The following is a 24,528-nucleotide window of genomic DNA, read 5'->3' as shown; positions in this document are numbered from 1 at the left end:
GGCCGGGGCGGGCTGCCCGGGCTGTGCCTGCTGGTCTCCGACTTCGCCGAGGGCACCCCGGCCCGCGCCAGGCTCGACGCGGTGGCCGCCACGCTCGACGGGTTCGAGCTGTCCAGGGTCGACCTCGAACAACGGCGTGAGGGCGACGTGCTGGGCGCGGCGCAGTCGGGCAAGCGGTCGTCGCTGAAGCTGCTGCAGCTCCTGCGCGACGAGGACGTGATCGTCACCGCCCGCGAGGAGGCGTTGGCGCTGCTGGCCGGCGATCCCGAGCTGGCGTCGCACGACGGGCTGCGCGCGGAGATCGACCGCCTGCTGGCCGACGAGAAGGCCGAATACCTGGAGAAGACCTGAGCGGGCCCCCGGGCCGCGCTGAGTGAGTGAACGAACCCAGCCGCGGGGACGGCCTCCCCCCGAATGCCGTCCCCGGCTGGGCCCACCCTCGGGTCAGGTGCCGAGGGAACCGGCGTGCGGAAGGGCTCACGATCACGCCGGTCGGCCTTCATGTGGGTCACCTCGAAGGCCGCAGAACTCATCATGCGGAACCGATCGGCCGATGTGAATCACCCTTGCGCAGTCGAGGGAGACACTTGTCCACTCTTGACCTGCATGGACATGCGGAACAATGGGTCTCATGACTCGGATCATCGCGGGGAGCGCGGGTGGACGCCGGCTGGCCGTGCCGCCGGGGCGCGGGACGAGACCGACCAGCGACAGGGCGCGAGAAGGGATCTTCTTGACACTCGACTCGCTGCACGGGCTCGACGGCGCCCGGGTGATCGACCTGTACGCCGGGTCGGGCGCGATCGGGCTGGAGGCGCTGTCGCGGGGGGCGGAACTGGCGGTGCTGGTCGAGTCCGACCAGAAGGCGCTGCGGACGATCAAGGACAACGTCAGGTCCCTGGGCCTGGCCGAGGCCAGGGTCGTGGGCGACAAGGTGGAGCGGTTCCTCGGCAAGCCGGCCGAGGAGGGTTTCGACATCGTGTTCGCCGATCCTCCGTACGCGGTGAAGGACGCCGAGGTCATCCGGGTGCTTGAGCTGCTGCGCGACAACGGCTGGCTGGCCGTGGACGCTCTGGTGGCGTTCGAGAGGGAAAGTCGGGGAAATCCTCTGATGTGGCCGGAAGGTTATGTTGAGGAGAGGGTCCGTAGATACGGTGAAGCGTCCGTTTGGTACGGTCGCGCCGCCGGGAACCCGTAGACCTGGGAGGCGTCTTGCGCCGCGTTGTCTGCCCGGGGTCGTTCGACCCCATCACGAATGGTCATCTCGACATCATCGGCCGGGCCGCCCGGCTGTACGACGAGGTGACCGTGGCCGTTCTCATCAACATCGAGAAGAGCAGCCTGTTCACGGTCGATGAACGGATCGAGATCCTGCAGACCGTGACCAAGGAATATCCGAACGTCAAGGTTCGGAAGTTCCACGGCCTGCTGGTCGACTTCTGCAAGGAGAACGACATCCCCGCGATCGTCAAGGGCATCCGGGTGGTCAGCGACTTCGACTACGAGCTGCAGATGGCGCAGCTCAACTACCGCCTGTCGGGGGTCGAGACGCTGTTCATGCCGACGAACCCGGAATACTCGTTCCTGTCGTCGAGCCGGGTCAAGGAGATCGCCAGGTACGGCGGCGACGTGTCGGGGCTGGTCCCCGACCTGGTGCACAAGCTGCTCATCGAGCGGCTCAGAGGCTGACCGCGACCTGGTATCCTTTCATTTCGGCCTTGTACGACGGCGATATTTTCGCCATGCCTAGCGAGAGCAGGATGACTCAGCACCTCGACCCCCGCTCCCCTTGGGTGATCTCCACTCACGACCTGGGAAAGCGGCCGGGCACGATGAAGCGGATGACCCTGACGCTCCCGGCACCGGTGGATGTCGGCGTCGACATGATCGGTGTCCCCAAAGACGCCGAAGTCGAGCTGGATCTCCGGTTCGAAGCAGTGATGGAAGGCGTGCTCGTCTCGGGCACGGCGCAGGCCCCGCTGGCCGGGGAGTGCGCGCGGTGCCTTGACCCGGTCGCCTCGGACCTCGAGGTCGACCTGCAGGAGCTGTTCTTCTACTCCGACGAGGACGCCTCGGACGAGGACTCACTGCTCGACGGAGAGCTGCTCGACCTCGAGCCGACATTCCGCGACGCGGTGGTGCTCGCACTGCCGTTGAGCCCGGTCTGCCGTGAAGACTGCCCGGGGCTCTGCACGGAGTGCGGGATCAAGCTGGCCGAGGCCGGCGACGATCACCGGCACGAGAAGATCGACGCCCGCTGGGCGTCGTTGCAAGGTCTGATTTCCGAGAACGATAACGATCAGGAGAAGTGACGTGGCCGTCCCGAAGCGAAAGATGTCGCGGAGCAACACCCGCGCCCGTCGCTCCCAGTGGAAGACGACTGCTGTCGCCCTGGTGAGCTGCCCGCAGTGCCGTTCGCCCAAGCAGCCGCACATCGCGTGCCCCACCTGCGGCACCTACAACCGTCGTCAGGTCATCGAGCCGTCCGCCTGATCTCGCTGAGTTGACGTGATGCCGACCGGGTGCCATTGTGCCCCGGTCGGCGTTACCGTCTCAGATGCGTACGGCGGCGGTTCCGCCCGCGGCCGTGGTGGACGCCGGGGCTCTGTTCTCCCCGACGCCCACCACGTTTTCGGGCATCTTCCGCAGCCGACGCGCCATGTGAAGATGTCCGAGGAGGAAGCACGTGGGCGCTGGTCCTAAGCCGGTGGCCGTTGAGGTCGCCAAGGAAGAGCTGGAGCGGGTTCTCGCGGTAAGCCTGGACCCCGACATTCTGGAGCGCGCGCTCACGCACCGCTCCTACGCGTACGAGAACGGCGGCCTGCCGACCAACGAGCGCCTTGAATTCCTCGGCGACTCCGTGCTCGGCCTGGTGGTCACCGACACCCTCTACCGCAACCACCCCGACCTGCCCGAGGGCCAGCTGGCCAAGCTGCGGGCCGCGGTCGTCAACATGCGCGCACTGGCCGACGTGGCCAGGGGGCTCGGCCTGGGCCGGTTCCTGCGGCTCGGCCGGGGCGAGGAGGGCACGGGCGGGCGCGACAAGTCGTCCATCCTGGCCGACACGCTGGAGGCGCTGATCGGCGCCATCTACGTCGACAAGGGCCTCGACGAGGCGTTCCGGGTCGTGCACCTGCTGTTCGACCCGCTGATCGTGCGCTCGGCCTCGCTCGGCGCCGGTCTCGACTGGAAGACCTCGCTGCAGGAGCTCACCGCCTCCGAGGCGCTCGGCGTCCCCGAGTACCACGTCGAGGAGAGCGGCCCCGACCACGCCAAGTCGTTCACCGCCATGGTGCGGGTGGGCGGCGAGTCGTACGGCTCGGGCACCGGCCGCAGCAAGAAGGAGGCCGAGCAGCAGGCGGCCGAGGCGGCGTGGACCCGCATCAGGGCCCGCCGCGAGCAGCGCGAGAGCCAGCCGGCCGGCTGAGCCACGCGGTTCAACCAGCCGGGCGGTTCAACGAGCCAGGCAGTTCAAGAAGAGGTCAGGTTGCCCGAACTTCCCGAGGTAGAGGTCGTCAGGCGCGGCCTTGAGCAGTGGGTCACCGGCCGCGAGATCGCCTCCGCGGAGGTGCTGCACCCCCGCGCGATCAGGCGGCACGAGCCGGGCGCCGACGAGTTCGCCGCCCGGCTGAAGGGCCGCGCGATCCTGTCGGCCGAGCGCCGCGGCAAGTACCTGTGGCTGCCGCTGTCCGGCGCCGAGGAGGCGCTGCTGGCCCATCTGGGCATGAGCGGCCAGTTGCTGGTGGTCGATCCGGAGTCGCCGCCGGAGAAGCATCTGCGGGTGCTCCTGCGCTTCGCCGACGGCGGCCCCGATCTGCGATTCGTCGACCAGCGCACGTTCGGCCACGTCATGCTGACGCCGCTGGTCGGCGGCGTGCCGGAGCCGATCGCGCACATCGCGCCCGACCCGTTCGAGGAGTCGTTCGACGAGGCGGAGTTCACCCGCAGGCTGCGCGCCAAGCGCACCGAGATCAAGCGGGCGCTGCTCGACCAGTCGCTGATCAGCGGCGTCGGCAACATCTACGCCGACGAGGCGCTGTGGATCGCCAGGCTGCACTGGGCCAGGCCCACCCAGACGCTCACCCGGCCGAAGGTGGCCGAGCTGCTGGCCGCGGTGCGTACCGTGATGAGCGCCGCGCTGCACCAGGGCGGCACGTCGTTCGACAGCCTCTACGTCAACGTCAATGGCGAGAGCGGCTACTTCGAGCGCTCGCTGGAGGCGTACGGCCGGCGCGACCTGCCGTGTTCCCGGTGCGGCACGCCGATCAGGCGCGAGGCGTTCATGAACCGGTCGTCGTACTCCTGCCCCAGATGCCAGCGAAAGCCGCGGTGAGCAGGGCCAGAATCGCGCCCGTCCACATCACCGCGGAGGTCGAGATCCCGTCCACGACCCGGCCGCCGACGAACGAGCCGAGCCCGATCGACAGGTTGAACGCGCTGACGTAGACGGCGGTGGCCAGCTCGCCGCCGCCGTGCCGCATGATCCACAGTTGCAGCGTCACGCCCACGCCGCCGTAGCCGAGCCCCCACACCACCAGCACGAACAGGGGCGTGCCGAGCACCGGCAGCGCCGCCGTGGCCAGCGCGATGAGCCCGGCCAGGACGATCAGCACCGGCTTGGGATTCCGCGCCGCCCACGATCCGGCCACGAAGTTGCCCGTGACGCCGGCCACGCCGTACAGGAGCAGGGCGACGCTGACGAGCCCGGGGTCGGCGTGCGCGACCTGCTCCAGGAACGGCCGCACGTAGGTGTAGGCCGCGAAGTGCGCGGTCACGATCAGCACGGTCGCCAGCACGACGGCCTTCAGCGGCCAGGACAGCCGCTCACCGGACCGGTGCGAATCCGCGCCCGGCATCGGCGGCAGCGTCACGGCCAGCACCGCGAGCAGGATCAGCGCCAGCACGCCCATAGCCGCGAACGCGCTGCGCCAGCCCGCGAACGAGGAGATGAACGTGGCCGCGGGCACTCCGAGCACCGACGCCACCGACACCCCGGCCATGATGATCGAGGTGGCCCGGCCGACCGAGCGCTCGGGGGCCAGCCGGGTGCCGAGCCCGGCGGCGAACGCCCAGAACCCGCCGATGCTCACCCCGCCGAGCACCCGCGCGGCCAGCATCACCGGATAGTCCGGCGCGATCGCCCCCGCCAGGTTCGACACGGCGAGCAGGGCCATCAGCGCGAGCAAGGTGAGACGCCGGTCGAAACGGCGGGTGGCGATCGCGAGCACGGGTGCGGAGATCGCGGCGACCAGGCCCGGCGCCGACATCATCAGCCCGGCCGTGCCGTCGCTCACGCCGAGCGTGGCGGCGATCGACGTCAGCAGGCCGACGGGCAACATCTCGCTGGTCACCAGGGCGAAAGTGCCCACCGCGACGGAGAAAACGGCGAGCCAGCGCGGCTGCACGGCGCTGGATTGAGCAGTCATCGTCATGCCGTCCAGCCTTCTGCCGGCCGGGCGGCGGAACAATGACGAAGCCCGAAGGCTTGGTTTAGGTGGGCTAAGCGATCAGGGGGTGCGCGGTGGAGTTCAGGGAACTGGAAGCGTTCGTGGTGCTGAGCGAGGAACTGCACTTCGCGCGCACGGCCGATCGGCTCTACCTGTCGCCCGGCCGGGTCAGCCAGCTCATGCGGTCGCTGGAGACCAGGATCGGCGGCCGGCTCTTCCACCGCACCAGCAGGCGGGTGCTGCTCACCCCGCTGGGCGAACGTTTCCTGGCCGACCTGCGGCCCGCCTACGACGGCCTGGCGAACGCGGTGAACCAGGCCAGGTCCAGGGCAAGGGAGGTGACGGGCGTGCTGCGGCTGGGCTTCTTCGCCACGCCCACCGACGTGGTCACCGGCAGCGTGGAGAGCTTCGAGCGCCTGCACCCGGGGTGCGAGGTGGAACTGGTGGAGATCCCGCTGTCCGACCCCTTCAGCAAGCTGCGCGCCGGCCGGGTGGACCTGACGTTCACGCTGCTGCCGGTGAACGAGCCCGACCTGGTGACAGGGCGGGCGCTGAACCGGGTCTCGTACAAGGTGGGGCTGTCGCTCAGGCACCCGTTCGCCAGGCGGGCGACCATCGGCGCGGAGGAGCTGGCCGAGCTGCCGCTGTTCGGGCTGGAGGGCCCGGCGCCGCGCGAGTGGCAGGAGCACGTGACGCCGTCGTTCACCCCGTCGGGACGGCCGATCCCGCGGGCCGGCGCGGTGGCCACCAGTCAGGAGGGTCTCACCCTGGTGGCGCTCAACCGGGGCGCGATGTTGTTCTGCACGCCCGCGGCCTCCTATCACGGGCGGCCCGACGTGGCGTTCGTGCCCGTCTCGGGGCTGCCGGACTCGGTCATGGGCCTGGTCTGGTCCAGGTCGGCGGAGACCTCGGCCATCAGGGCGTTCAACGAGGCGGCCGAGCGGTACTCCGCCCGGGTGCCGCTGGTCGCCTGACCGGATCGGTATAACGGGAGCGATGGTCACGGAGGGTAACGGAGGGAAGATGTCGGAGAACAGCAGAATGACCGCTTGGGTGCGGGGGAGGGTGCAGGGTGTGGGGTTCCGCTGGTGGACTCGCGCCCGGGCGCTGGAGCTCGGGCTGGTCGGCTGGGCCAGGAACACCGACGACGGCCGGGTCGAGGTGGTCGCCGAGGGACCTCGCGAGGCGTGCGTCAAGCTGCTGGAGCTGCTCAGAGGTTGCGACACGCCGGGAAGAGTGGATGGAGTAGTAGAACGCTGGAGTGAAGCCCGAGGTAGTTTGAGCGGGTTTGTGGAGCGGTAACCCCTTCCGTTAAACCGCCCAAATAGGGTATAGTTGTATGTCGAGAGTGCCTGTCGGTAGGTCTATGCGGTGCGTTCGACTTGACCGCCCACACCGCCGGTGCGACTCTTGTTAGGTACCACGCGCACCCCTCCCGCGGAATAGAAGTGCGCGAACCAGTCTGGTCACTCAGCGTGGAGGACCCTTTACCATGGCGAAGGCTCTACTCGGCCACGTCGGCGGTCCTGACCCTCGAATGGTCTCGGAGATGCGTCGTTTGCAGCAGCGCATCCGAGACCTGGAGGCAGAACTCATCCGACTCCAGGCCCAGAATGACGCTCTTGCGGCGCAAACCCGCGATGAGGCACTCAGCCGCATGCAGGAGCGCGAGCCGGCACTCACCTGAGAGTGATCGGAGCGCAAGACCCAGGGACGTCTCGAAGAGGCGTCCCTTGTTATTTTCCCTGATGGGAAAAGCTTCCTTTACCCAGGTCACCCCCGCGCCGACTGCGGTCGCCAGCGGGGGGCAGTAAAGGACCAGTAGGCTTTTCCGAAGGTCGTTCAGGGAGAAGGGGGTCCGCGCTTGTACTTGAAGACCCTCACCCTGCGCGGATTCAAGTCCTTCGCCTCCGCCACCGCCCTGCGCTTCGAGCCCGGCATCACCTGCGTGGTCGGCCCCAACGGCTCCGGCAAGTCCAACGTCGTCGACGCCCTGGCCTGGGTCATGGGCGAGCACAGCGCCAAGTCGCTGCGCGGCGGCAAGATGGAGGACGTCATCTTCGCCGGCACCTCCTCCCGGCCGCCGCTCGGCCGCGCCGAGGTCACGCTGACCATCGACAACTCCGACGGCGCGCTGCCGATCGACTACACCGAGGTCACGATCAGCCGCCTGATGTTCAGGTCCGGCCAGAGCGAATACGCCATCAACGGCGACACCTGCCGCCTGCTCGACATCCAGGAGCTGCTGTCCGACTCCGGCATCGGCCGCGAGATGCACGTCATCGTCGGCCAGGGGCAGCTCGACGCCGTCCTGCACGCCGGGCCCGAAGACCGCCGCGCCTTCATCGAAGAGGCCGCCGGCGTGCTCAAGCACCGCAAGCGCAAGGAAAAGGCGCTGCGCAAGCTCGACGCCATGCAGGCCAACCTGACCCGCGTGCAAGACCTGGCCACCGAGCTGCGCAGGCAGCTCAAGCCGCTGGGCCGGCAGGCCGAGATCGCCCGCAAGGCCGCCGTCATCCAGGCCGACCTGCGCGACGCCAGGCTCCGGCTGCTCGCCGACGACGTGTGCATCCTGCGTACGACGCTGGAGCGCGAGGCCGCCGACGAGGCCGCGATCACCGCCAGGCGCAACCAGGTCGAGACCGAGCTGGCCGAGGGCCAGCAGCGCGAGAGCGCGCTGGAGGCCGCCGAGGCCGAGGCCCAGCCCAAACTGCGGGCCGCGCAGGAGACCTACTTCGGGCTGTCGTCGCTGCGCGAGCGCGTCACCGGGCTCGGGCAGCTCGCCGCCGAACGGCACCGCCACGCGCTCGACGCCGCCTCCATCGAACGCCGCGGCCGCGACCCGGAAGACCTCGAACGCGAGGCCGCCGAGGTGCGCGAGCGCGAATTAATCCTTCAGGCGGAGCTCGACCAGGCCCACGAGCTGCTCGACGACGCCGTCCAGCGGCGGGCCGAGTCCGAGGCCGCGCTGAGCGCCGAGGAGCAGCGGCTGGCGATGGCCGCCAGGGCCGCCGCCGACCGGCGCGAGGGCCTGGCCAAGCTGCGCGGCCAGGCCGACTCCGTGCGCAGCAGGGCCCGCGCCGCGGAGGAGGAGATCGGCCGGCTCCAGCGGGCCGTGTCCGACGCCGCCGAGCGCGAGCGCCAGGCGCTGGAGGAGCTGGAGACGCAGCGGAGCGAGGAGCCCGCCGCCGACCCGGCGCTCGCCGCCGAACTGGCCACCGCGCAGGAGCTGGTGGAGGAGGCGAAGGCCGCCGCCGACGAGGCGCGCGCCGCCGCCGACGACGCCAAGAGCGCGCTCGACGCGCCACGCGCCGCGCTGCAGGCCGCCAAGTCCGCCGTGAGCGGCGCCCGCGCCGCCGACCAGCAGGCCCAGCGGGCGGTCGCCGCGCTGCAGGCCCGCCGCGACGCGCTGGAGCTCGGCCTGGCCACGGGCAACGGCGGCGCCGCGCTGCTCGACGCCGACCTGGCCGGCGTGCTCGGCCCGCTGGCCGCCTCGCTGCAGGTCACGCCGGGCGCGGAGGTGGCGATCGCGGCCGTGCTCGGCCCGGTCGCCGAGGCCATCGCGGTCAAGTCGCTCGACACCGCCGTCGACGCGCTCGACCTGCTCAAGTCCGGCGCGGACGGCCGGGCGACGCTGCTGGTGGCCGGTCCCGCGGCGGCCGAGCGGCGGCTGCCCGCCCCGGTGGGCGGCCGGTGGGCCGCCGAGCTGGTCACCGTGCCCGATCACCTGCGCGGGCCGATCGACCGGGTGCTGGCCGACGTGGTCGTGGTCGACGATCTCGGCGCCGCCCGCCAGGTCGTCGAACGGCACGCCAACCTGCGCGCCGTCACCAGCACCGGCGACGTCGTGGGCGCGCACCTGGTCACCGGCGGGTCCGAGGGCGGCACGTCCGTGCTGCAGGTGCGGGCCGCGTTCGACGAGGCCGTACGCGATCTCGAAGCGGCCGGGTCCACCGCCGAGGAGACGGCGCACGCGCTCGACTCGGCCGTGTCGGGCGAGCACGAGGCGCAGGCCGCGGTGGAGTCCGCGCAGGCGCACGTGAACGAGGCGCAGACCGCCGTCACCACCGCGCAGGCCGGGGTGAGCGCCGCGCAGGGCACGCTCGACCAGGTCAGGGGCCGCCAGCGGGAGGCCGACCAGCGCAACGCCGCCGCCGCCAAGCGGCTGGCCCAGCTCGAAGCGGCGGCCGCCGCCGCGCACGCCGAGGCGGAACGCCTGGCGGGCAGCGTCACCGCGGCCGAGGAGTCGCGCGCGGCGAGCCTGGAGGAGCTGACCGAGCTGGAGATCCGGCTGGCCGAGGCCGAATACGCCCAGGAGCTGGAGTCCGAGCCCACCGCCGACCTGCGCGACGACCTGGCCGCGGCCTGCGAGAGCGCCAGGCAGCGAGAGATGGACACCCGCCTGCAGGTCCGCACCGCGGAAGAACGCGTCAAGAGCATCGAGGGCCGGGCCGACGGCCTGCTGCGCGCCGCCCAGCGCGAGCGCGCCGAACGCGCTCAGGCGGCGGCTCAGCGCGCCAGACGCCGCCGGCAGGCCCGGGTGGCCGAAGCGGTGAGCGAGGGCGCCAAGCAGGTGCTGAGAGCTCTCACGGCCTCCGTGCAGCTCGCCTCCAGGGAGCGCGACGAGGCCGACCTGGCCAGGGTGGCGATCGACGCCGAGCTCAAGCAGGTCCGCGTGCGCGTGCGTGAGCTGGGCCAGGAGCTCGACAAGCTGGTCAACCGGGTGCACGGCAGCGAGGTCGCGCGCACCGAGCAGCGGCTGCGTCTCGAACAGCTCGAACAGCGCGCGCTGGAGGAGTTCGGGGTCGAGACCGAGGCGCTGATCTCCGAGTACGGCCCCGACGCCGAGGTCCCCGGCGACCCGCCCGTCCCGTACGTGCGCGAGGAGCAGGAGAAGCGGGCCAGGGCCGCCGAGCGGCAGATGAACCAGCTCGGCAAGGTCAACCCGCTGGCCCTGGAGGAGTTCGCCGCGCTGGAGGAGCGCCACGCCTTCCTCACCTCGCAGCTCGAAGACCTCAAGAAGACCAGGCGCGACCTGCTGACCGTGGTCAAGGAGGTCGACGACCGGGTGGAGCAGATGTTCGCCTCGGCGTACGAGGACGTGGCGCGCGAGTTCGAGCAGATCTTCACCAGGGTGTTCCCCGGCGGCGACGGCCGGCTGGTGCTCACAGTTCCCGACGACATGCTGACCACCGGCATCGAGGTGGAGGCCAGGCCGCCGGGCAAGAAGGTCAAGCGGCTGTCGCTGCTGTCGGGCGGCGAGCGCTCGCTGACCGCGGTGGCGTTCCTGATCTCCATCTTCAAGGCGCGGCCTTCGCCGTTCTACGTGATGGACGAGGTCGAGGCCGCGCTCGACGACACCAACACGCAGCGGCTGCTGACCCTGTTCGAGGAACTGCGGCAGAGCTCACAGCTCATCGTCATCACGCACAACAAGCGGACGATGGAGATCGCCGACGCGCTCTACGGCGTGTCGATGCGCGGCGACGGCGTGACCCAGGTGGTCAGCCAGCGGCTGCGCGAGCGCGAATCGGCCTGACGCGAATCGGCCCGGTCCGCGCGCCCTTGGGCATGAGCACGCTGGTTGATCTGGAAAACTGACATCTTGTGGAAGGTTATCTCGGCGTCATCGTGATCGTGGCCGTCGTCGCCCTGCTGGCGGCGGGCGGTCTCTTCCTGCTGTTCAGGCCGGGTGGCAAGGCGGCGCCGCCGCCCGTCAAGCCGCCGGAGGCGCCGCCGCTCCCCGAGGAGGAGGAGCGGCCCGCCGGAGTGGGCGAGGAGGCCGAAGGGGCGACCACCACGCTCCCGCCGCCGCCGGTCAAGCCGGCCGAGCCCATGGTGGTCGAGCCCGAGGTCGAGGTGCCGCCGCCGTCGGCCGGCCGGATGGTGCGGCTGCGCTCCAGGCTGGCCCGCTCGCAGAGCGCGCTCGGCCGCGGCCTGCTGGAGCTGCTGTCGCGCGACAGGCTCGACGACGACGTCTGGGACGAGATCGAGGAGAGCCTGATCACCGCGGACGTCGGCGTGGCGCCGACGCAGGTGATGGTCGAGGAGCTGCGCACCAAGGTCAAGGTGCTGGGCAGCCGCACCCCGCAGGAGGTTCGCGGGTTGCTGCGCGAGCAGCTGCTCACCCAGGTCAACCCCGACCTCGACCGCACGCTGCACATCCAGAAGCACGGTGAGCGTCCGGCCGTGGTGCTGGTCGTGGGCGTCAACGGCACCGGCAAGACCACCACCACGGGCAAGCTGGCGCGCTCGCTCGTCGGCGACGGCAAGAAGGTCGTGCTCGGCGCGGCCGACACCTTCCGCGCCGCGGCCGCCGACCAGCTCCAGACCTGGGGCGACCGGGTCGGCGCCGACGTGGTGCGCGGGCCGGAGGGCGGCGACCCCGCCTCGGTGGCCTTCGACGCGGTGGCCAAGGGCATCGAGGAGAAGGCCGACGTCGTCATCGTCGACACGGCCGGCCGCCTGCACACCAAGACCGGTCTCATGGACGAGCTGGGCAAGGTCAAGCGGGTCATCGAGAAGAAGGCCACGGTCGACGAGGTGCTGCTGGTGCTCGACGCCACCACGGGCCAGAACGGCATGCGCCAGGCCCAGGTGTTCGCCGAGGTCGTGAACATCACCGGCATCGCGCTGACCAAGCTCGACGGCACCGCCAAGGGCGGCATCGTCATCGCGGTGCAGCGGGAGCTGGGCGTGCCGGTCAAGCTGGTGGGGCTCGGCGAGGGTCCCGACGACCTGGCGCCGTTCGACCCCGAGGTGTTCGTGGACGCCATCCTCGGCGACTGATTTCGGACATATCTCACTATTACGGCCTGTATCGAAAATATCTCTTCCCGGATAAGGGTTGATCGACGTCTTTTCTATGTGTTGACATGTACCGGTCATCCGAGATCGTCAACCGCGAAGGGATGCCGATGAAGAGGATCGTGGTTCACAGGCCGGGAACAGTGAAGCCTGCCGCCGGCGCGGCGCCCAGGCACACTCCCTGACAACTGCGGGTCGGCGTCGCGAGGGGACGCCGACCACAGGGAAGAAGGCCAAGTGAACACGATCGTCCTCGACGCGGACCGCCGGGTGGGCGGCCCCTACACGCTGGCGTCCGCGCTGCTCGACCGGATCGTCCCCGACGCGCTGGCCCGCTGGCCGGAACTGGTCGCCGCGCACGACATCGAGCTCCGGGTGGCCGCCCCGCACCTGCCCGTGCCCCGGCACAGGACGTCGCTGGCCGACACCGTGCCTCGGGCCGAGCGCATCCTCATCCCCGGCGCCCGGCGCACGCTGCGCATCGCCAACGGGCTCGCCGAGTTCGTCCGCGAGCATCTGGCCAGGAGCGGCCCGGCCGAGCTGACGGTGGCCAACCTGGACGAGGCCGACCCGACCGACACCGAACTGGTCGAGGTGCTGGGCCGGCGGCTCGACGCCGGGCTGCTGCGGGTGGTGCGCGGGCCGTCCGAGGCCGGTGGCGGCCCGCTGCGCACGGACTTCGACCGCTACCGCGACGAGGGCTTTCACCACGCCATGGCCGAGTCCGGGCTGGAGACGCTGCGCGGCATGGCGCACCAGGCCGACCCCGAGGCGTGGGAACTGCTGGCCAAACGGGTGGCCGCGGCCCTGGAGGCCATCGAGCGCGAAGACGAGGCCCGCGAGCTGTACGACACGGCCAGGCGGCACGTCACCGAGCCGCGCACCCGCGCCACGCTGGCCTACGGCACCGCGATGATCCTGGTACGCCACCACGACCCCGCGCGCAGAGACCCCGAGCAGGCCCTGGCCTGGATCAACGAGGCCGTCACGATCGCCGGGCTGCTGCCCGACGCCCGTGACCGCGCCTTCCACCTGGGCTTCGACCTCAACGGCAAGGCTCTGGTCGAGCTGCGCAGGGGCCGTCACGACGCGGCGCTGAGCCTGGTCGAGGAGGCCATCGCGCTGGCCGAGCGCGACCTGCCGGGCGAGCACCCGGTGCACCGGCTGGTGCTGCTGGCCAACCGCGGCCAGCTCCTCGCCGCGGCAGGACGCACCGCCGAGGCGCTGACCTGCTACGACGCCGCCATCGCGGCCGATCCCGGATACCCCGACCACTACCTCGACCGCGGCAACCTGCTGCACCGGCTGGGCCGGACGGCCGAGGCGGTGGCCGACTACGAGTCGGTGATGCGGCTCAGCCCGCCCTTCCCCGAGGCGTACTACAACCGGGCCGAGGTGCGTTACGCCACCGGCGACTACGCGGGCGCCCGCGCCGACCTCGACCACACGCTCGACCTCGACCCGGCGTTCGTCGGCGCGTACGTCAACCGCGCCGGGCTGCTGGTGGCCTACGGCGACTTCGGCGCGGCCAGGGCCGACGTGCGCAGGGGGCTGGAGCTGGAGCCGCGCAACGCGTACCTGCTGTGCGTGCTCGGGCAGGTGGAGGCCGCGCAGGGCAGGCACCAGGAGGCGCTGAGCGCCTTCGACGCGGCGCTGGAGCTGGCGCCCGACCTGGCGGCCGCCTGGGCGAACCGGGGCGAGCTGGCCTTCCAGCGCGGCGCGCACGAGGCGGCGCTGGCCGACCTGACCCACGCGATCAAGCTGGGGGAGACGGCCGACCTGCTGTTCAACCGGTCGGTGGTGTACCGGGCGACCGGGCGCGCCGCCGAGGCCAGGCAGGACCTGCGCAGGGCCGCCGAGCTGAACCCCGACGACGCCGACATCAGGCGCGCGCTCGCGGAGGACTGAGCTGCTCGGGAGCCGCGCGGAGGACCGGACTACTCGGGAAGCCGCGCGGAGTGGGTGCCGATCGGCACCACCAGCGGGGTGCCCGCCACCGGGTCCTCGATGACCTTGGCGTCCAGCTCGAACACCGCGCGCAGCAGGTCCTCGGTCAGCACCTCGTGCGGCGTGCCCGAGGCGACCACCCGGCCCGCGCGCATGGCCACCAGCCGGTCGGCGTAGCGGGCCGCCAGGTTGAGGTCGTGCAGCACCATCACGATGGTGCGGCCGGCCGCCTGGTGCAGGTGCCGTACCAGCTCCAGCACCTCCACCTGGTGAGCCAGGTCCAGGAACGTGGTGGGCTCGTCGAGCAGCAGCAGATCGGTGCCCTGCGCCAGCGCCATCGAGATCCAGGCGCGCTGCCGCTGGCCGCCCGACAGCTCGTCCAGCGGGCGTTCGGCCAGGTCGGCCAGCCCGGTCATGGCCAGCGCCTCGCCGACGGCGGCCTCGTCGTCCGATGACCACTGGCGGTACCAGGTCTGGTGCGGGTGCCTGCCCCTGGCCACCAGGTCGGCCACGGTCAGCCCCTCGGGCGCGGTCGGCGCCTGGGGCAGCACGCCGAGCACCTTGGCCACCTCGCGGGTGGGGATCTTGTCGATGCGCTTGCCGTCCAGCAGCACCTCGCCGCCCTGCGGCTTGAGCAGCCGGCCGAGCGCGCGCAGCAGCGTGGACTTGCCGCAGCCGTTCGGGCCGATGATGGTGGTCACCGTGCCCGCCTCGATGCCGAGGTCGAGCCCGTCGACGATGACGCGCTCGCCGTAACCTAGCTTGACGGACGCCGCCTGCAGCCTCATTTGCGGGCCCTCCAGATGAGGTGGATCAGGTAAGGGGCGCCCAGCACGGCGGTGACGACGCCGACGGGCAGTTCGATCGGGGCGAACAGGGTCCGCGCGATCAGGTCGGATGCGGTCGTCAGCGCCGCGCCGACGATCGCCGAGCACAGCAGCGGCGGCTGGGCGGAGCGGGTCAGCCGGAGCGCGATCTGCGGCGAGGCCAGCGCCACGAACGCGATCGGCCCGGCCGACGCGGTCGCCACCGCGGCCAGCAGCACGGCGGCCAGGATCATCAGGCCGCGCGCCAGGTTCATCCGCACGCCGAGCGCGGTGACCGTGTCGTCGCCGAAGCGCAGCGCGTTCAGCGAACGGGTGCCGAGCAGGGTCAGCGGCACCAGCACGGCCAGCGCGCACGCCACCGGCACGACGTGCTCCCAGCCGCGGGCGTTGAGCGAGCCGGTGATCCAGACCATGGCCCTGCTGGTGTCGTTGACGTCGCCGATGGTCAGCAGCCAGTACTTGACGTTGGTGAACACCGCGGCCACGCCGATGCCGACCAGGACCAGGCGGTAGCCGTCCAGCCCGCGCCGCCAGGCCAGGCCGTACACGACGAACGCGCCGATCAGGCCGCCGAGCAGGGCCAGCGCCGGGATGCCCAGGGTGGACAGCAGGCCGCTGACGCCGCCGTACGCGCTGCCGCTGGCCACCACGCCGGCCACCACCGTGACCGACGCGCCGGTGGTCACGCCGAGGATCTCCGGGCTGGCCAGCGGGTTGCGCGCGATGGACTGGATGATCGCGCCGGACAGCGCGAGCGCCGCGCCGACCAGGGCGCCGGTCAGGGCGCGCGGCAGGCGCAGGTCCATGACGACGAAGTGGTTGGGGCTGTTGACGTCGATCGCGCCGCCGATCACCTCGGCCACGCTCATCGGGATGTCGCCGATGCGCATGTTCAGCGCCATGAGCAGCACCAGCAGCGCCAGGCCGGTCACGGCCAGCGTGACGCCACGGGGCCGCAGCCGCCAGGAGAGTCCGGCGACGCGCAGGGGGAGTGTGGTCAAAGTCGCACCGGCTTCCTTCGGCGTACCAGGGCGATGAAGAACGGCGCGCCGATCAGCGCGAGCACCACGCCCACCTCGAGTTCGCCGGGCGGCGCGACCACGCGGCCGATGACGTCGGCGAGCAGCAGCAGCGCCGCGCCGATCAGCCCCGAGTACGGCAGCAGCCACCGATGGTCGGTGCCCGACAGCGGGCGGACCAGGTGCGGCACGATCAGCCCGACGAACGCCAGCGACCCGCACACCGCGACCGCGGCACCCGACAGCAGGGTGACGGCGGCCACGCCGACGGCCCTGGTCATGGCGATGTTCTGGCCGAGGCCGCGGGCCACGTCCTCGCCCAGCGAGAGCGCGTTCAGCGCCGGGGCGTTGACCAGCGCCAGCACCAGCCCGACCAGGATGAACGGCAGCACCTGCCAGATCACCTCGGCGCCGCGCCCGGCGATGGAGCCGGACTGCCAGAAGCGGAAGACGTCCATGGCCTGCTCGTCGAGCAGGACGAGCGCGGAGGTCAGCGCGTGGAGCAGGGCGCTGACGGCGGTGCCGGCCAGCGCGAGCGTGACCGGGGTGGGGCCGCCCCGGCCGCCGACCATGCCGAGCGCGAACACGCCGACGCTCGCGATCAGCGCGCCGGCCAGGCCGAACCAGATGTAGGCGAGCAGGCTGGAGGTGCCGAGCAGGATGATCGAGCCGATCATCGCGAAGGCCGCGCCCTGCGTGACGCCGAGCAGCCCGGGGTCGGCCAGCGGGTTCCTGGTGTGTCCCTGCATGAGCGCGCCCGCCACGCCGAGCGCGACGCCGGCCAGCACGCCGATGATCGTGCGCGGGATGCGCAGCGAGCGGATGACCTCGTCGTTCACCGAGCCGGTCGGCGCGGTGAGCGCGTGCCAGGAGTCGGCGAGCGGGATGGGCTTGGAGCCGATCGCGATGCTCAGCGCCACCGCGACCAGGACCGCCGCGAGGAGCCCGAGGAGGACGCCGAGCCGTCGCCGCCGGACGCCCTGCAGGCGCGGCGCGATGGCCGTTGCGGTCACGTTTTGCCTCCTCAGCGTTTGCCCGATCCTGGTGAAGTATGCCAGGTTAGGCAGCCCTAACCTAAATGAGGTTTACCTAAGTTCGTCGAGAAGGGAATCTGATGAAACCGTTGCGCGTGCTGGTCGCCGCTTTCCTCATGGCGGGGGTCGCGGCCTGCGGTTCCACGCAGCCGGCGGCCACCGGAGGCGAGGCGCCGTTCCGAACCATCAAGCACGCCATGGGTGAGACCAGGATCCCGACCCAGCCGAAGCGGATCGTCGCGCTCGACCAGAGCTTCGTGGACGCCGTGCTCACGCTGGAGACCGAGGTGGTCGGGTACACGACGTACCGGGCGATCGACGACAAGCTGCCCGACTACCTCGGGACGGTGCTGAGCACGTACGGCAAGAACGCCACCGCCGTGGGCACCCTGGAGGCGCCGAGCCTGGAGAAGGTGCAGGCCCTCAAGCCCGACCTGATCGTCTCGGCCAAGGTCAGGCACGAGGCCCTGTACGAGAAGCTCTCCAAGATCGCCCCGACCGTGTTCAGCGAGACCACCGGGGCCATCTGGAAGGACAACCTGCGGCTCATGGGCCAGGCCCTGGGCAAGGAGCAGCTGGCCGACACCAAGATCAAGGCGTTCGAGGAGCGGGCCGGCAAGATCGGCGCATCCATCAAGGCCAAGGACGGCGAGCTGCCGACGATCTCCGTGGTGCGCTTCGCCGGCGAGCCCACCACCCGCCTGTACGTGGAGAACTCCTACTCGGGCGTGGTGCTGAAGGACGTCGGCTTCCCGCGTCCGGCGGGCCAGCCGACCAAGGAGGGCGCGATCGCGGTGGACGTGAGCCAGGAACGCATCTCCGAACTGGACGCCGACCACATCTTCGTGGCCACCTACCCGGACCCGTCGTCGGACGGCCCGAAGGAGAAGTTCGTCGGCAACCCGCTGTGGGGCAAGCTCAAGGGCGTCAAGCACGAGGTCAGCGACCTGACCTGGATGAGCGCGGTGGGCATCCAGGGCGCGCACTCCATGCTGGACGACGTCGCGAAGCTCTTCGAGGTCGACCCGGCCAAGGCCGCCTGACCAGGGGTGACGCCCGCCCGTAGCAGGGGCGGGCGTCACCGCCCGGATCAGCGCGGCAGGAAGGCGCGCAGGTCGGCCAGGTGCGGTTCGAGGTCGAGCCGCTGGGCGGCCAGCCACTCCGGGTTGTCGTAGGTGCCCCGGTACCTGATCGCGCTGTCGCAGATCAGCGTCACGATGCTGCCCTGGTCGCCGGACTCGCGCATCTCGCGGATCAGCTCCACACAGGCGGCGAGGTTCGTTCCGGTCGAGCCGCCCACCTCCAGGCCCGTCACCTCGCGCGTCCAGTGCATGGCGGCGATCGAGCGGGCGTCGGGCACGGTGATCATCCGGTCGATGACCGCGGGCAGGAACGACGGCTCCACGCGCGGCCGGCCGATGCCCTCGATGCGCGAGCCCGGCGCGGTCACGGACGTGTCGCCGGAGACCCAGCCCGGGTAGAACGCCGACCCCTCGGGGTCGACCACCGCGAGCCGCGTCTGGTGGCGGCGGTAGCGGATGTAACGCCCGATCGTGGACGAGGTGCCGCCGGTTCCCGCGCCCACCACGATCCAGGCCGGCTCGGGATGGGGCTCCATGGCCATCTGGGAATAAATGGACTCGGCGATGTTGTTGTTCCCACGCCAGTCGGTCGCTCGCTCCGCGTAGGTGAACTGGTCCATGAAGTGACCGCCGGTCTCGGCCGCCAGCCGGTGTGACTCGTCGTAGATCGCCCCCGGATCATCGACGAGATGACATTTGCCGCCGTAAAACTCGATCAGGTGACATTTCTCCGGCGATGTGGACGCCGGCATCACCGCGATGAACGGCAGCCCGAGCAGCCGGGCGAAGTACGCCTCGCTGACCGCCGTCGATCCGCTCGACGCCTCGACGATCGTGGTCGTCGGGCCGATCCAGCCGTTGGCCAGGCCGTACAGGAACAAGGACCGCGCGAGCCGGTGCTTCAGTGAACCGGTCGGGTGCACCGACTCGTCTTTCAGGTAGAGGTTTACGCCCCAGTGCTGGGGCAGCGGAAAGACGTGCAGGTGTGTGTCACAACTACGATTGGCGTCGGCCTCGACCTTGCGAATGGCCTCCGCCACCCAACGGCGCGTTCCCGTGTCGTGACGGTCCACGAAATCCATGCTCATACGCTATCCCCTGTGATTCTGGCCACTATAAGTGCGCAATTGGGTAGTTAGTGTTATGATAATGAGACTTGTCCGGCCGTGGACGTGACCACGCACGCCGCGAGCAGATGGACTGTACACCCCTTCTGACCAGGCGAAATCCTACTAACGCGTCCCTTATGCGGGACTTGCGATGCTGGGGATGCTGTCAGGCGGCTTGTGCCGAGTCGGGGGATAGCGCAAGGGGGAATTGAATTGATCACCATGACCGAAGAGCAGCGTCAGGACTGGTTCGAGCGCGATGTCGTGCCCGTGACGTCGCAGCTGTTCGCCTCCGCCATGCGCCTGACCCGTAACACCGCCGACGCCGAGGACCTCGTGCAGGAGACGGTGGCCAAGGCCTACACGTCCTACCACCAGTTCCGTGAGGGCACCAACCTCAAGGCGTGGCTGCACCGGATCCTCACCAACAACTTCATCAACGATTACCGCAAGAAGCAGCGTTCGCCGAAGCTGTCGGCGGCCGAGGACATCGAGGACTGGCAGCTGCACGCGGCCGAGTCCCACACCTCGACCGGGCTGAAGTCGGCCGAGACCGAGGCGCTCGACCGGCTTCCCGACAGCGTCGTGATGAACGCGCTGCGCTCGCTGCCGGAGGACTTCCGCGTGGCCGTCTACCTGGCCGACGTGGAGGGATTCCCGTACAAGGAGATCGCCGAGCGCATGGGCACGCCCATCGGGACGGTCATGTCGCGGCTGCACCGGGGTCGCCGCCAGCTGCGCGGCATGCTGGAGGAGTACGCCCGCGAGGAGGGCGCCGTGCGCCTGCCCGCGCAGCGCGCGGCCTGACGGGGAGAGCTGAAGGTCCTGGACGTTTCTCGCGTCCAGGACTTCTTGGTGTCCGGGGCTACGCGTCGAGGCTCATGTGCAGCCGTACGCGTAACATCCCGTTCTCGGCCCGCAGCTCGACGTGGTCGCAGAGCTGGCGGCTGATCCAGAGCCCGTATCCCCTGGGGGATTCGGGCTCCGGCGGTATGTAGCCGGGCAGCGGGTCGTCCAGCGCACCTCCCGGGTCGGCGATCTCGCAGATCAGCTCCCTGCCCTGCACCCACATCGCGATCGTGCCGTAGCCGGCGCCGTGCTCGACGCTGTTGGCGGCGATCTCCGACACGCTCAGCACCAGCGAGGTGATCAGATTGCGGTCCATCCCGGCCGACCTGGCGAAGTCGCCCACCGTCTGGCGCAGCCGCTTGAGCTCGCGGGCGGTGAAGCGCACGGTCTCGGCGTCGTCGCCGGGGGCGGGCAGCGGGGCGCGGTCGCCGTTCAGCACCAGTTCGTGCGGCTGCACGAAGCGCAGGCTCGTCGCCTCGCCGTCGGCGCCCAGCCGCAGCGGGTGGATCACCGGCTCCAGGTCCAGGACGGTCTCCGGCACCTGGCGCAGGTCGTACAGGCACAACATGGTCGCGGCGGCCGGTTCGAGCGCGGTGTTGAGCACCGATTCGTAGCGGATCAGCTGCCTGATCTCCCGCTCACTCCTGCCGTTCCAGACCGGCTCGCCGACCACCAGGGTCCGGCGTCCCCGGGTGTACTCGTGATAGGCGGCCAGGGTCCGGTGCGGGTGGCCGTACCAGGTGCTGGAGACCCGGCTGTCGACGCGTCCGGCGTCGCGGCCCAGCTCGTCGGCCAGCAGTGTCAGCTTGCGCGCGCAGGTCACCACCAGCACGCGCCTGCCCTCGTTCAGCGCGGCGCGGACGCGGGGCGCGACGAATCCCAGAAAGGCCTCATCAGAGTCGTATGGCACCGCGACGTGCTTGAACGACTCACCAACGGAACGTGCCCGGTCAGGGCGCACGGGCGAAACGTAACAAGCACGGTCGGGCTATGCAACGGCTATCAGCCCCACCGCGACGAGCGCGCATGCGACGCCGGCCACCTGGACGGGCCGCAGCCGCTCGCCGAGCACCTGCCTGGCCAGCAGCAGCGTGCTCGCCGGATAGAGCGAGACCAGCACCGCGACCAGGCTCAACAGCCCTTCGCGCTGGGCCAGCAGGTACAGCACGTTGGCCGTCATGTCGAGCAGTCCCGCGGCCAGGATGAGACGGATCGAGCCGGGACCCGGCCTGAGCGCGCGCCGCGTCGCCAGCGCGATCGTCACCACCAGGGTGATCGAGGACAGTCTCGCGCCGGCCAGCGGCCACAGCCCGGCCTCGTGCGGCGCCTGGGCCAGCAGGACGAAGAACCCGCCGAACCCGACCCCGGCCACCAGCGCGACGATCACCGAGCCCGCCGAGCCGCCGCCCGACGACGACCTGTCTTGGCTGACCAGGAGCACGGCGCCGAGCGCCAGCGCCACGCCGACCAGCGCCCAGAACTGCGGGCGTTCGCCGCTGGCCAGCCCCCACAACACCGGCAGCGCCGCCGAGGTCACCGCGGTGGCCGGGGCGACCACCGACATCACGCCGACGGCCAGCGCCCGGTAGAACATGACCAGCCCGAGCGCGCCCGAGATCCCTGCGGCCAGCCCCCACAGCAGCGCCGGCGCGCTGAGATCGCCGGGCAGGACCGGCAGCAGCGCGACGATCAGCGCCAGCCCGGCCAGTTGCGACAGCGCGACGACGGCCAGAACCGGTGACCGTTTCGCACCAAGTCCGCCGAAGAAGTCCGCCGTGCCGTACACGACGGCACAGGCGGTGGCGAGTATCACCGCAGTCACGCGTCCCCCTCTGAAGTTCAACAGGTTGCACTACTAGTACAACACGCAGGGTGCAACAGAGTGCAAATCAGTATCACTACAATGAACCGCATGGAGGATCCGGAGACGATCACGCAGGCCATCGCGAACAACGTCAGGGCGCAGCGCTCGCATCGCGGGCTCACGCTCGACGCGCTGGCCGCCAGGTCGGGGGTGAGCAGGGGCATGCTCGTCCAGGTGGAGCAGGGCCGGACGAACCCCAGCGTCTCCACGCTGACCAGGATCGCCTCCGCGCTGGGCGTCACCGTGGCCAGGCTGGTCGAGGTCTCCGACGTGCCGATGGTGCGCGTCGTCGACAAGTCGGACGTCGTCACGTTCCGCCAGGGCGAGGTCGAGGCGCGGCTGCTGGTCGGCGCGGACGCGCCGATGATCCTGGAGCTGTGGGACTGGCGGCTGGCCCCCGGCGAGCACCACGACGGCGACGCGCACCCGCCGGGCACGCGCGAGATGCTGACCGTCCTGTCGGGCGAGCTGACGCTCACCGTGTACGGCAAGAGCCACACGATCCGGCAGGACGACGCCGTGCTCTTCACCGCCGACCGGGCGCATCGCTACGCCAACCAGGGGGAACAGGAGCTGCGGTTCATCATGATGGTGGCCGAGCCGCGAGAGGCGCCCGACCAATAACACAGAACTCCCTCCGGATCACCATGTGGAGTTTCATGATTACTCCATGTCTTGGACGGCTGATGCCCGTTGTTGGGTACATCCCTGGGTGTACGGCGAAACGTCGGCAGGGGGTGACGTGTGAGCGAAGCGCGTGCGGCGACGGAGAAGCTCCAGGCGGAGCTTCACGGTCTGGGCGTCACCAGCGCGTATGAAGTAGGCGACGATGCGACTCTCTCGGTGTGGATAGGCCTGGTCGTGCGTTACCGGGACGGCTTCTATCGCTGGCAGGAAGGAGCGGTGAAACGCCGACATTTGGGTACAGATCCGGGTGGATGTGCCATTCGAGTGGCGCGACGCTACACGGAGCTGCAGGCGGACATCCCACCTTGGTGGGACGACCTGACCAAGGAGCTACGAGGGGATCCGGCCCAAGATTATCCATAGACCGCGTGCGGCTTCTCGGGGGGAAGCATGCGCGCATGGGCTTTGCCGCTGGCGTTCCTGACGCTGGCGGGCTGTGGAACTCAACCGGTATCGCACGATTCCGTGGTCGTGGCCCCGCCACCGGCCGCGGTGGACCCGAAGATATTGGCCAAACGCCTGATCTCGCAGCAGGCCGACTGGCCGCGAAGTCGGAAGTTCGACTGCAAGCGCCTCAAATGCGTGGCGCTGACCTTCGACGACGGACCCAACGAGCAGACCGCCAGGCTCCTGGACATCCTGAGCCGGCGTGACGTCAAGGCCACGTTCTTCGTGCTCGGGCAGATGGTGGCCGCCGATCCCGGCGGCCGCCTGACCCGGCGCATCGTCGAGGACGGCCACGAGCTCGGCAACCACTCCTGGAGCCATCCCACGCTCACCGGGCTGTCCCAGGAGGCGCTGCACCGCGAGCTCAAAGGCACCGGCGACCTGGTGGAGAAGATCACCGGGGTGCGGATGCGGCTGATGCGGCCGCCGTACGGCGCGACGAACGACGCCGTCGCCGAGGCCTCGCGACAGCAGGGCATGGCCCAGATCCTCTGGACCGTCGACACCCTCGACTGGCTCAACCGGTCGGCCGGCGTGGTGGCCCAGCGCGGCGGCGAGGCCAAGCCGGGCTCGATCGTCCTGCTGCACGACATCCACGCCAGCAGCGTGGACGCCGTGCCCGCCATGCTCGACACCCTGGCCAGGAAGGGGTACACGTTCGTCACCGTCTCCGAGCTGTACGGTCAGCCGCCGACACCGGGGTTGACCTACATCGAGAGGTGAGTCTGTCGGTGACCCGTGGCACTCTGAACGTCATGGGTTTCACCGGCTTTCCCGACGAGGCCTTCGTGTTCTACGAGGGCCTCGAGGCGGACAACTCCAAGACCTACTTCACCCGGCACAAGCACCTCTACGAGGAGGCCGTGCGCGCGCCCATGCTCGCGCTCACCGACGAACTGGCCGGTGAGTTCGGGCCGGCCCAGTTGTTCCGGCCGTATCGCGACGTGCGCTTCTCCAAGGACAAGTCGCCGTACAAGACCCATCAGGGGGCCTTCGCCGACGTGCAGCCGGCCATCGGCTGCTACGTCGAGGTCAGCGCGTCCGGGCTGTTCGTGGCCGGCGGCTTCTACAGCCAGGCCAGTGACCAGCTGGCCCGCTACCGGGAGGCGGTCGACGAAGACCTCACCGGCAAGCCGCTGGCCGCCGTCGTGGCCGGGCTCGAAGCGGCCGGCTACACGATCGGCGGGGAGCGGCTCAAGACCCGGCCGCGCGGCTTCGACGCCGACCACCCGCGCATCGAGCTCCTGCGCCACCGCCATCTCTACGCCGGTCGCCGCTACGAGCCCGAGCCGTGGGTGCACACGCCGGAGGTGCTCGACCGGGTGCGGGCGGATTGGCGCGCGTTCCGCCCGCTGATCGACTGGGTGTCCGCCCACGTCCGCGCCAGCGAGCTGCCGCCCCGCCGCTGA

The 24,528-nt window shown here is 70.4% G+C and carries 25 protein-coding genes and 1 pseudogene; 19 read left to right on the top strand and 7 right to left on the bottom strand.

The genetic code is table 11. From position 1 onward, the window contains the following. The 7 genes and pseudogenes from HII36_RS15905 to mutM all read left to right on the top strand — a co-directional run. Nucleotides 1-351: pseudogene (locus HII36_RS15905) on the top strand (ATP-dependent DNA helicase RecG); the annotation flags it as partial. Between the two features lie 280 nt (nucleotides 352-631). After that, complete coding sequence (rsmD, locus tag HII36_RS15900; protein ID WP_173523947.1) at nucleotides 632-1,198, top strand: 16S rRNA (guanine(966)-N(2))-methyltransferase RsmD; 567 nt, start codon at nucleotides 632-634, stop codon at nucleotides 1,196-1,198. 14 nt (nucleotides 1,199-1,212) lie between these two features. Next, on the top strand, nucleotides 1,213-1,689 hold the full coding sequence (gene coaD / locus HII36_RS15895; RefSeq protein WP_173523946.1) for a pantetheine-phosphate adenylyltransferase: 477 nt from the start codon (nucleotides 1,213-1,215) through the stop codon (nucleotides 1,687-1,689). 53 nt (nucleotides 1,690-1,742) lie between these two features. Then, a complete protein-coding gene (locus HII36_RS15890; protein ID WP_407940795.1) occupies nucleotides 1,743-2,312 on the top strand; it encodes a YceD family protein in 570 nt (189 codons plus the stop codon). A gap of 1 nt (nucleotide 2,313) precedes the next feature. Beyond that, nucleotides 2,314-2,493, top strand: coding sequence for a 50S ribosomal protein L32 (gene rpmF, locus HII36_RS15885; RefSeq protein WP_033409409.1), 180 nt, complete (start codon nucleotides 2,314-2,316; stop codon nucleotides 2,491-2,493). Between the two features lie 214 nt (nucleotides 2,494-2,707). After that, nucleotides 2,708-3,427: a ribonuclease III gene (gene rnc, locus HII36_RS15880; RefSeq protein ID WP_173523955.1), complete on the top strand. Its 720-nt coding sequence runs from the start codon at nucleotides 2,708-2,710 to the stop codon at nucleotides 3,425-3,427. Between the two features lie 60 nt (nucleotides 3,428-3,487). Continuing rightward, complete coding sequence (gene mutM / locus HII36_RS15875; RefSeq protein WP_173523944.1) at nucleotides 3,488-4,333, top strand: bifunctional DNA-formamidopyrimidine glycosylase/DNA-(apurinic or apyrimidinic site) lyase; 846 nt, start codon at nucleotides 3,488-3,490, stop codon at nucleotides 4,331-4,333. On the opposite strand, the gene HII36_RS15870 is transcribed toward mutM, so the two are convergent. After that, entirely contained in the window at nucleotides 4,281-5,432 is a 1,152-nt protein-coding gene (locus HII36_RS15870; protein ID WP_173523943.1) for an MFS transporter, read from the bottom strand. The two genes, mutM and HII36_RS15870, sit on opposite strands and share 53 nt — an antisense overlap. An 89-nt stretch (nucleotides 5,433-5,521) precedes the next feature. Between HII36_RS15870 and HII36_RS15865 the strand changes: the two genes are divergently transcribed. From HII36_RS15865 to HII36_RS15840, 6 genes are all read left to right on the top strand, one after another. Next, the gene (locus HII36_RS15865) at nucleotides 5,522-6,421 is read left to right on the top strand and encodes a LysR family transcriptional regulator (protein ID WP_173523942.1); all 900 of its coding nucleotides are present in this window, start codon (nucleotides 5,522-5,524) and stop codon (nucleotides 6,419-6,421) included. Between the two features lie 49 nt (nucleotides 6,422-6,470). Further along, nucleotides 6,471-6,749, top strand: coding sequence for an acylphosphatase (locus HII36_RS15860; RefSeq protein WP_173523941.1), 279 nt, complete (start codon nucleotides 6,471-6,473; stop codon nucleotides 6,747-6,749). A gap of 190 nt (nucleotides 6,750-6,939) precedes the next feature. Beyond that, complete coding sequence (locus HII36_RS15855) at nucleotides 6,940-7,134, top strand: hypothetical protein (RefSeq protein WP_055505123.1); 195 nt, start codon at nucleotides 6,940-6,942, stop codon at nucleotides 7,132-7,134. 177 nt (nucleotides 7,135-7,311) lie between these two features. Continuing rightward, nucleotides 7,312-10,986: a chromosome segregation protein SMC gene (gene smc, locus HII36_RS15850; RefSeq protein WP_173523940.1), complete on the top strand. Its 3,675-nt coding sequence runs from the start codon at nucleotides 7,312-7,314 to the stop codon at nucleotides 10,984-10,986. A gap of 68 nt (nucleotides 10,987-11,054) precedes the next feature. Next, complete coding sequence (gene ftsY, locus HII36_RS15845; RefSeq protein ID WP_173523939.1) at nucleotides 11,055-12,236, top strand: signal recognition particle-docking protein FtsY; 1,182 nt, start codon at nucleotides 11,055-11,057, stop codon at nucleotides 12,234-12,236. A gap of 255 nt (nucleotides 12,237-12,491) precedes the next feature. After that, nucleotides 12,492-14,162 (top strand): tetratricopeptide repeat protein, encoded by a 1,671-nt coding sequence (locus HII36_RS15840; RefSeq protein ID WP_173523938.1) that lies wholly within the window; start codon nucleotides 12,492-12,494, stop codon nucleotides 14,160-14,162. 29 nt (nucleotides 14,163-14,191) lie between these two features. On the opposite strand, the gene HII36_RS15835 is transcribed toward HII36_RS15840, so the two are convergent. From HII36_RS15835 to HII36_RS15825, 3 genes are read right to left on the bottom strand one after another with little or no spacing between them, the layout of a single operon-like run. Further along, nucleotides 14,192-14,989 carry an ABC transporter ATP-binding protein gene (locus HII36_RS15835; RefSeq protein ID WP_173523937.1) on the bottom strand — a complete coding sequence of 266 codons (798 nt, stop codon included), beginning with the start codon at nucleotides 14,987-14,989 and terminating at the stop codon, nucleotides 14,192-14,194. Then, complete coding sequence (locus tag HII36_RS15830; RefSeq protein WP_236003538.1) at nucleotides 14,986-16,029, bottom strand: FecCD family ABC transporter permease; 1,044 nt, start codon at nucleotides 16,027-16,029, stop codon at nucleotides 14,986-14,988. The genes HII36_RS15835 and HII36_RS15830 overlap by 4 nt, the downstream gene beginning before the upstream one ends. Further along, the gene (locus HII36_RS15825) at nucleotides 16,026-17,060 is read right to left on the bottom strand and encodes a FecCD family ABC transporter permease (RefSeq protein WP_328807730.1); all 1,035 of its coding nucleotides are present in this window, start codon (nucleotides 17,058-17,060) and stop codon (nucleotides 16,026-16,028) included. Before HII36_RS15825 ends, HII36_RS15830 begins: the two co-directional genes overlap by 4 nt. A 101-nt stretch (nucleotides 17,061-17,161) precedes the next feature. On the opposite strand from HII36_RS15825, the gene HII36_RS15820 reads away from it, so the two are divergent. Next, nucleotides 17,162-18,124, top strand: coding sequence for an ABC transporter substrate-binding protein (locus HII36_RS15820; RefSeq protein ID WP_173523936.1), 963 nt, complete (start codon nucleotides 17,162-17,164; stop codon nucleotides 18,122-18,124). A 47-nt stretch (nucleotides 18,125-18,171) separates the two neighbouring features. On the opposite strand, the gene HII36_RS15815 is transcribed toward HII36_RS15820, so the two are convergent. Next, the gene (locus HII36_RS15815) at nucleotides 18,172-19,245 is read right to left on the bottom strand and encodes a PLP-dependent cysteine synthase family protein (protein ID WP_173523935.1); all 1,074 of its coding nucleotides are present in this window, start codon (nucleotides 19,243-19,245) and stop codon (nucleotides 18,172-18,174) included. A 249-nt stretch (nucleotides 19,246-19,494) separates the two neighbouring features. Between HII36_RS15815 and HII36_RS15810 the strand changes: the two genes are divergently transcribed. Continuing rightward, entirely contained in the window at nucleotides 19,495-20,079 is a 585-nt protein-coding gene (locus HII36_RS15810) for a sigma-70 family RNA polymerase sigma factor (RefSeq protein WP_173523934.1), read from the top strand. Between the two features lie 58 nt (nucleotides 20,080-20,137). Here the strand turns inward: HII36_RS15810 and HII36_RS15805 are convergent, their stop codons facing one another. Together HII36_RS15805 and HII36_RS15800 are read right to left on the bottom strand one after the other, a co-directional pair. Continuing rightward, nucleotides 20,138-21,082, bottom strand: coding sequence for a sensor histidine kinase (locus tag HII36_RS15805; protein WP_328807729.1), 945 nt, complete (start codon nucleotides 21,080-21,082; stop codon nucleotides 20,138-20,140). Between the two features lie 27 nt (nucleotides 21,083-21,109). Beyond that, nucleotides 21,110-21,943 (bottom strand): EamA family transporter, encoded by an 834-nt coding sequence (locus HII36_RS15800; RefSeq protein ID WP_173523932.1) that lies wholly within the window; start codon nucleotides 21,941-21,943, stop codon nucleotides 21,110-21,112. Nucleotides 21,944-22,033: 90 nt separating this feature from the next. Between HII36_RS15800 and HII36_RS15795 the strand changes: the two genes are divergently transcribed. The 4 genes from HII36_RS15795 to HII36_RS15780 all read left to right on the top strand — a co-directional run bounded on the left by HII36_RS15795 (nucleotide 22,034) and on the right by HII36_RS15780 (nucleotide 24,528). Continuing rightward, complete coding sequence (locus HII36_RS15795; protein WP_173523931.1) at nucleotides 22,034-22,609, top strand: helix-turn-helix domain-containing protein; 576 nt, start codon at nucleotides 22,034-22,036, stop codon at nucleotides 22,607-22,609. A gap of 120 nt (nucleotides 22,610-22,729) precedes the next feature. Beyond that, complete coding sequence (locus HII36_RS15790; RefSeq protein WP_173523930.1) at nucleotides 22,730-23,035, top strand: hypothetical protein; 306 nt, start codon at nucleotides 22,730-22,732, stop codon at nucleotides 23,033-23,035. 102 nt (nucleotides 23,036-23,137) lie between these two features. Then, nucleotides 23,138-23,842: a polysaccharide deacetylase family protein gene (locus HII36_RS15785; protein WP_328807728.1), complete on the top strand. Its 705-nt coding sequence runs from the start codon at nucleotides 23,138-23,140 to the stop codon at nucleotides 23,840-23,842. 8 nt (nucleotides 23,843-23,850) lie between these two features. Then, nucleotides 23,851-24,528 carry a DUF2461 domain-containing protein gene (locus tag HII36_RS15780; RefSeq protein WP_328807727.1) on the top strand — a complete coding sequence of 226 codons (678 nt, stop codon included), beginning with the start codon at nucleotides 23,851-23,853 and terminating at the stop codon, nucleotides 24,526-24,528.

Source organism: Nonomuraea antri (assembly GCF_013283785.1).
GTDB classification, from domain to species: domain Bacteria; phylum Actinomycetota; class Actinomycetes; order Streptosporangiales; family Streptosporangiaceae; genus Nonomuraea; species Nonomuraea antri.
This window is presented reverse-complemented; position numbering and strand designations above follow the sequence as displayed.

What these genes read in the sequence shown, in the direction of transcription:
- rsmD (WP_173523947.1), top strand. Translation starts at nt 632, where the DNA reads ATGACTCGGATCATCGCGGGGAGCGCGGGTGGACGCCGGCTGGCCGTG.
- HII36_RS15890 (WP_407940795.1), top strand. Translation starts at nt 1,743, where the DNA reads ATGCCTAGCGAGAGCAGGATGACTCAGCACCTCGACCCCCGCTCCCCT.
- HII36_RS15870 (WP_173523943.1), bottom strand. Translation starts at nt 5,432, where the DNA reads ATGACGATGACTGCTCAATCCAGCGCCGTGCAGCCGCGCTGGCTCGCC.
- HII36_RS15860 (WP_173523941.1), top strand. Translation starts at nt 6,471, where the DNA reads ATGTCGGAGAACAGCAGAATGACCGCTTGGGTGCGGGGGAGGGTGCAG.
- HII36_RS15855 (WP_055505123.1), top strand. Translation starts at nt 6,940, where the DNA reads ATGGCGAAGGCTCTACTCGGCCACGTCGGCGGTCCTGACCCTCGAATG.
- HII36_RS15835 (WP_173523937.1), bottom strand. Translation starts at nt 14,989, where the DNA reads ATGAGGCTGCAGGCGGCGTCCGTCAAGCTAGGTTACGGCGAGCGCGTC.
- HII36_RS15820 (WP_173523936.1), top strand. Translation starts at nt 17,162, where the DNA reads ATGAAACCGTTGCGCGTGCTGGTCGCCGCTTTCCTCATGGCGGGGGTC.
- HII36_RS15815 (WP_173523935.1), bottom strand. Translation starts at nt 19,245, where the DNA reads ATGGATTTCGTGGACCGTCACGACACGGGAACGCGCCGTTGGGTGGCG.
- HII36_RS15810 (WP_173523934.1), top strand. Translation starts at nt 19,495, where the DNA reads ATGACCGAAGAGCAGCGTCAGGACTGGTTCGAGCGCGATGTCGTGCCC.
- HII36_RS15795 (WP_173523931.1), top strand. Translation starts at nt 22,034, where the DNA reads ATGGAGGATCCGGAGACGATCACGCAGGCCATCGCGAACAACGTCAGG.